This is a genomic window from Streptococcus sp. 1621 (assembly GCF_013276615.1).
Classification (GTDB): Bacteria; Bacillota; Bacilli; order Lactobacillales; family Streptococcaceae; genus Streptococcus.
In genome coordinates, this window is sequence record NZ_VMLJ01000005.1 from 75,698 (window position 1) to 81,808 (window position 6,111).

Sequence of the window (6,111 nt, forward strand, 5' to 3'; positions counted from 1 at the left end):
GCGGAAAAACCAGCAGAAAAACCAGCTGAAGAGCCATCTCAACCAGCTCCAGAAACTCCAGCCCCAGCTCCAAAACCAGCTGGAGACACTCCAGCACAACCTTCTGTTCCTGCAAGACCATCTAATCCGACATATGTCCCTTCATACCCTTCATATGTTCCATCATACAGCTCATATTCTGTAGTAGAACCAGCTAAACCAGCCGCTCCAAAAACAGGTTGGAAACAAGAAAACGGTATGTGGTACTTCTACAATACTGATGGTTCAACGGCGACAGGATGGCTACAAGACAACGGTTCATGGTACTACCTAAACGCTAATGGTGCTATGGTAACAGGTTGGCTACAAAACAATGGCTCATGGTACTACCTCAACAGCAATGGCGCTATGGCGACAGGATGGCTCCAATACAATGGTTCATGGTACTACCTAAACGCTAACGGCGCTATGGCAACAGGTTGGGCTAAAGTCAACGGCTCATGGTACTACCTAAACGCTAATGGTTCAATGGCAACAGGTTGGCTTAAAGATGGAGGTACTTGGTACTATCTTGAAGCATCAGGTGCTATGAAAGCAAGCCAATGGTTCAAAGTATCAGACGAATGGTACTATGTCAATGGCTCAGGTGCCCTTGCAGTCAACACAACTGTAGATGGCTATAGAGTCAATGCTAATGGTGAATGGGTAAACTAATATTCAATGAAAATCAAAGAGCAAACTAGGAAGCCAGCCGCAGGCTGCTCAAAANNAGAACTGACGAAGTCAGTCACATCTATACGGCAAGGTGAAGCTGACGTGGTTTGAAGAGATTTTCGAAGAGTATAAGCCTAATATAACTAGTTAATACTGACTTCCTGTAAGAACTCTTTAAAGTATTCCCTACAAATACCATATCCTTTCAGTAGATAATATACTCTTGTAGGAAGTTTAGATTAAAAAATAACTCTGTAATCTCTAGCTGGATTTATGGCGCTAGAGACTACGGAGTTTTTTTGATTGGTAAAGAATGGTGGTACTCAAGAGACTCTTAGTTTGCTATTTGATTTGAAAATTACAAATTCTTTCTCTTCTTGGCATTCTTGGTCAGGGAAACCTGGTAAGTATCCTGTTTTTTAGTGAGGTAATTGATGATTTGGAAATCGTTAGTTTGAGCCTTGAAATCAACTTCATAGACAGTGGTGACTTGTTCTCCATCATTGCTAATATCAATCGAGATGAGGTCTAACTCAGTACAGAATTGTGCCAGTCCAGATTGGATAGTTTGGAGTTGCTTTTCTTGGTTGGCGATTGTGATGGTTAATAGTCTGCGGCGTTGGTGATTGCTCTTGCTTTGTTGCTTTTCTAAAAGAAGCCATACTGCTAAGATAAAGACGGTGAAGAGAACAGCTAAGGCTAGGTAGCCTGTCCCTGCTGCCAGCCCGATAATCATGGCAAGGAAGATTGCAATTAGTTCCCGTGAGCCACTGGTGGCTGAACGGAAACGAATGAGGCTAAAGGTTCCTGCAACAGCGATAGAGGTTCCTAAGCTGCCATTTACCAGAAAGATGACCAAGGTCATCAAGCAGGGGAGTAGGGTCAAACTAACCGCAAATTCCCGTGTATAGAGAGTACGGTGTTTGTAAGCCCAGGTCAGCGCCAAACCTAAAATCAGGCTGACCAAGAGAGCCAGAAAGAGCTGGATAGGATTGGCAGTAGCAGTTGTGTCGTTGAAAATAGAATTAAAAAGATTAGACATAAGTAGTACCTACACTTTCTGTGCTTGGTCGTGGGCTATAGTCCAGCCCCTGAGACTTGTGGTAGGCGCAGCTGTATTTTGAAAATTTCTGCTCTACCAGTCCATATTGGTCGAGAATATCTTGTAGCCATTGGGGTTTTCTACCAGGTGCTTTAATTTCCATGATGACAATGTCCTCGTTTAGTAGAGGGAAACCGTCCTTTCCTGAGAATAAACTGACGTTCTCATCACGATAGGTTAGATTTTGGTCAATGGTGATACGAATTTTATTGTAGGGAAATCCGCTAATTTCTTTCTTTTCCTTGAGAGAAAAACGGAGTGGAGATAAAAACTTCTTCTATATTTTTTACCCAACCCACATTTACCTACTCTATATCTTAGCAAGTCTGCTTCATTGATCAATTTTAAATCATCTTGTAACTGGGATGTTTTTGATGCAAGAAGTACTAGTGTAGGAGAGAGTTTTTGTGGATGACTAGATGATGTCAATGATTTTTTCTATTTATTTTCAGTCAAAGATGATACAATAGTAAGGTCGCAAACACTAGACTGCGCAGGCAGGAGGTGATCTTATGTGCGTTTTCATCGAACTTGTCTTGCTACCTATTCTTGCTGGTACACTAGCGAATGTCTTATCGGAGTGGCTTATCCGATTTGTAGCAAGCAAATGCGACAAGAAAAAGAAATAGCCTGAGCGCCTTGAGCAAGCGCAAAAAAACACCACTGGCGGCAACCGGTGGTGTTTCTTATGTGCTTATTTCATCGAACTTTTAAGCAAGTCCATTGTACCATTAAAAAGAGTCTCTGTCAAAAATATTGTTATTGTATTGTTTCTCTCCCCAGTTCATCAGCTTCCTCCTTGACACTCGGTCAGTTTTTGATACAATAGTACAAAATTAGAGGAGGTAGGTTATGATTCAGAAACATGCGATTCCCATTTTAGAGTTTGATGATAATCCTCAGGCGGTCATCATGCCCAATCACGAGGGGTTGGATTTGCAGTTGCCTAAGAAGTGTGTCTATGCCTTTTTAGGTGAGGAGATTGACCGCTATGCTCAGGAAGTAGGGGCGGATTGTGTCGGTGAGTTCGTTTCTGCCACCAAGACCTATCCAGTGTACGTCATCAACTACAAGGGCGAGGAGATTTGTCTGGCTCAGGCTCCTGTTGGTTCAGCTCCAGCAGCCCAGTTTATGGATTGGTTGATTGGCTATGGTGTGGAGCAGATTATTTCCACAGGTACCTGTGGTGTGCTAGCCGATATAGAGGAAAATGCCTTTCTAGTCCCTGTTCGCGCTCTGCGAGATGAAGGAGCCAGTTACCACTATGTGGCGCCTTCTCGTTATATGGAAATGCAGCCAGAGGCTATTGCTGCTATTGAGCGAGTGTTGGAAACCAGAGAGATTCCTTATGAAGAAGTCATGACCTGGTCTACAGACGGTTTTTACCGAGAAACGGCTGAAAAGGTGGCTTATCGCAAGGAAGAAGGCTGTGCTGTTGTGGAGATGGAGTGTTCTGCGCTTGCGGCAGTAGCGCAATTGCGTGGGGTCCTCTGGGGTGAATTGTTGTTCACAGCTGATTCCTTAGCAGACTTGGATCAGTACGATAGTCGTGACTGGGGTTCAGAAGCTTTTGATAAGGCGCTAGAACTGAGTTTAGCAAGTGTTCACCTCCTTTAGTTATGCTGACAAAAGGTCTGCTTTATCATACAATGTCTAGCTCATACTTTGCAAAAATATGTTTAAACGAGGTCATCTTCCTCTTTTTGGACGCATGTTGAGATTGGGAAAAATCTTTAAAATCAGAAAAACGCATCATATCAGGTGAAAAACCTTGATACTATGCGTTTTTATTGTGGTAATATGAAATAAAATCTCAACAAATTGATTAGGTAAGTTGCATCAATTTCTAGTAATGTTTGAGAAGTTGTAGCCTACTATTTCAGATTCAAAATGGTGTGTTTCATTTTCTATAGAGTGAGTAGCTGGCGTTAAAAGCTCCTGTCTTACAGTCACATTATCAAGAACTCTTGAACGAGGCTTGTTATTGCCTAGACTATCAACAAAAAGGTGGCATTTTTTAGGCTTGGTGTTAGTGGATTTTGCCTTATCCTATCTAAGTCATTTCGAGCTTTTTATGGTACAATGGAAACATGTTATTCAAATTATCTAAGGAAAAAATAGAGCTAGGCTTATCTCGTTTATCTCCAGCCCGTCGTATTTTTTTGAGTTTTGCCTTGGTCATTTTACTAGGCTCTCTTCTTTTGAGCTTGCCTTTTGTCCAAGTTGAAAGCTCACGAGCGACTTATTTCGACCATCTCTTTACAACCGTATCCATGGTCTGTGTGACAGGACTTTTTACCCAGCCTGTCGCTGACACCTACAATATTTGGGGTCAGCTCATTTGTATGTTCTTGATTCAGATTGGTGGTCTGGGGCTCATGACCTTTATTGGGGTTTTCTATATCCAGAGCAAGCAAAAGCTTAGTCTTCGTAGCCGTGCAACTATTCAGGATAGTTTTAGTTATGGAGAGACTCGATCTTTGAGAAAGTTTGTCTATTCTATTTTTCTCACGACTTTTTTGGTTGAGGGTTTAGGAGCTTTATTCCTCAGTTTTCGTTTTGTTCCTCAACTTGGCTGGGGGCGCGGTCTCTTTAGTGCTATTTTTCTAGCTATATCCGCCTTCTGTAATGCAGGTTTTGATAATTTTGGAAGTACGAGCTTGATTGCTTTTCAGACTGATCCCTTGGTCAATCTGGTCATCGCAGGCTTGATTATCACAGGTGGTCTTGGATTTATGGTCTGGTTTGACCTTGCTACGCATATAGGGAAAAAGAAAAAAGGGCGCCTACATTTTCACACCAAACTGGTTTTATTACTGACGGTGGGGCTCCTAGCTTTTGGGACGGTGAGTAGTCTCGCTCTTGAATGGAACAATGCAGGGACGATTGGCAATCTCCCTGTTGCAGATAAGGTCTTGGTCAGCTTTTTCCAAACTGTCAGCATGAGAACGGCTGGTTTTGGGACAATTGATTACAGCATGGCTCGTCCTGTTACCTTATTGATTTATATCTTGCAGATGTTTCTCGGTGGGGCTCCAGGAGGAACAGCTGGGGGGCTCAAGATTACCACATTTTTTGTCCTCTTGGTCTTTGCACGAAGTGAGCTTCTAGGCTTACCTCATGCCAATGTCGCTCGACGGACGATTGCGCCGCGAACGGTTCAAAAATCCTTTAGTGTCTTTATTATCTTTTTGATGACCTTCTTGCTGGGCTTGATTTTACTAGGGATGACAGCCAAGGGAAATCCTCCCTTTATCCACCTCATATTTGAAACCATTTCTGCTCTTGGGACAGTCGGAGTGACGGCAAATTTAACTCCAGATTTAGGGAAATTAGCTCTAAGTGTGATTATGGTTCTCATGTTTATCGGACGAATTGGTCCCTTGACCCTGCTGGTCAGTCTAGCAGATTACCATCCAGAAAAGAAAGATATGATTCACTATATGAAAGCAGATATTAGTATTGGTTAAGAAAGGAAAGAGCATGTCAGATCGTACGATTGGAATTTTAGGCTTGGGAATTTTTGGGAGCAGTGTCCTAGCTGCCCTAGCCAAGCAGGATATGAATATTATCGCTATTGATGACCACGCAGAGCGCATCAATCAGTTTGAGCCAGTTTTGGCGCGTGGAGTGATTGGTGACATCACAGATGAAGAATTATTGAGATCAGCAGGGATTGACACCTGCGATACCGTTGTAGTCGCGACAGGTGAAAATCTGGAGTCGAGTGTGCTTGCGGTTATGCACTGTAAGAGTTTGGGGGTACCGACTGTTATTGCCAAGGTCAAAAGTCAGACTGCTAAGAAAGTACTGGAAAAAATCGGTGCTGACTCGGTTATCTCGCCAGAGTATGAAATGGGGCAGTCCCTAGCACAGACCATTCTTTTCCATAATAATGTTGATGTCTTTCAGTTGGATAAAAATGTCTCTATTGTGGAGATGAAAATCCCTCAGTCTTGGGCAGGTCAAAGTCTGAGTAAATTAGACCTCCGTGGTAAATACAATCTGAATATTTTGGGTTTCCGAGAGCAGGAAAATTCCCCATTGGATGTTGAATTTGGACCAGATGACCTCTTGAAGGCAGATACCTATATTTTGGCAGTCATCAACAACCAGTATTTGGATACCCTAGCAGCATTGAATTCGTAAAAGAGGGAGCTTCCCTCTTTTTTGATGCCCAATATGGCAAAGAGAGACAGAAGCCTTGTATTCTAGTAAAAGTTCTTCAAAGGCTGGACTTTATGGTAGAATAGAAAGAAGTGACAAGAGAGAGTAATACTCAATGAAAATCAAAGATCAAACTAGGAAACTAGCCG

At 42.6% G+C, this 6,111-nt stretch carries 4 protein-coding genes and 2 pseudogenes; 4 read left to right on the forward strand and 2 right to left on the reverse strand.

Annotated elements, in window-relative coordinates:
• A pseudogene (locus HT697_RS01200) lies at positions 1 to 693 on the forward strand (N-acetylmuramoyl-L-alanine amidase family protein); the annotation flags it as partial.
• A 358-nt stretch (positions 694 to 1,051) separates the two neighbouring features.
• Here the strand turns inward: HT697_RS01200 and HT697_RS01205 are convergent.
• Positions 1,052 to 1,735: a DUF4956 domain-containing protein gene (locus HT697_RS01205; RefSeq protein ID WP_173219955.1), complete on the reverse strand. Its 684-nt coding sequence runs from the start codon at positions 1,733 to 1,735 to the stop codon at positions 1,052 to 1,054.
• Positions 1,728 to 2,051, reverse strand: a pseudogene (locus HT697_RS01210) (VTC domain-containing protein); the annotation flags it as partial. The gene HT697_RS01205 and the pseudogene HT697_RS01210, both read right to left, overlap by 8 nt.
• A gap of 596 nt (positions 2,052 to 2,647) precedes the next feature.
• On the opposite strand from HT697_RS01210, the gene HT697_RS01220 reads away from it, so the two are divergent.
• From HT697_RS01220 to HT697_RS01230, 3 genes are all read left to right on the forward strand, one after another.
• Positions 2,648 to 3,412, forward strand: coding sequence for a nucleoside phosphorylase (locus HT697_RS01220; RefSeq protein ID WP_173219958.1), 765 nt, complete (start codon positions 2,648 to 2,650; stop codon positions 3,410 to 3,412).
• A 473-nt stretch (positions 3,413 to 3,885) separates the two neighbouring features.
• On the forward strand, positions 3,886 to 5,265 hold the full coding sequence (locus tag HT697_RS01225) for a potassium transporter TrkG (protein WP_173219961.1): 1,380 nt from the start codon (positions 3,886 to 3,888) through the stop codon (positions 5,263 to 5,265).
• A gap of 13 nt (positions 5,266 to 5,278) precedes the next feature.
• Complete coding sequence (locus tag HT697_RS01230; protein ID WP_173219964.1) at positions 5,279 to 5,944, forward strand: TrkA family potassium uptake protein; 666 nt, start codon at positions 5,279 to 5,281, stop codon at positions 5,942 to 5,944.
• Positions 5,945 to 6,111: the final 167 nt, after the last annotated feature.

Bases quoted from the DNA above. Each gene is read 5' to 3' on its own strand.
- HT697_RS01205 (WP_173219955.1), bottom strand. From the start codon at position 1,735: ATGTCTAATCTTTTTAATTCTATTTTCAACGACACAACTGCTACTGCC.
- HT697_RS01220 (WP_173219958.1), top strand. From the start codon at position 2,648: ATGATTCAGAAACATGCGATTCCCATTTTAGAGTTTGATGATAATCCT.
- HT697_RS01225 (WP_173219961.1), top strand. From the start codon at position 3,886: ATGTTATTCAAATTATCTAAGGAAAAAATAGAGCTAGGCTTATCTCGT.
- HT697_RS01230 (WP_173219964.1), top strand. From the start codon at position 5,279: ATGTCAGATCGTACGATTGGAATTTTAGGCTTGGGAATTTTTGGGAGC.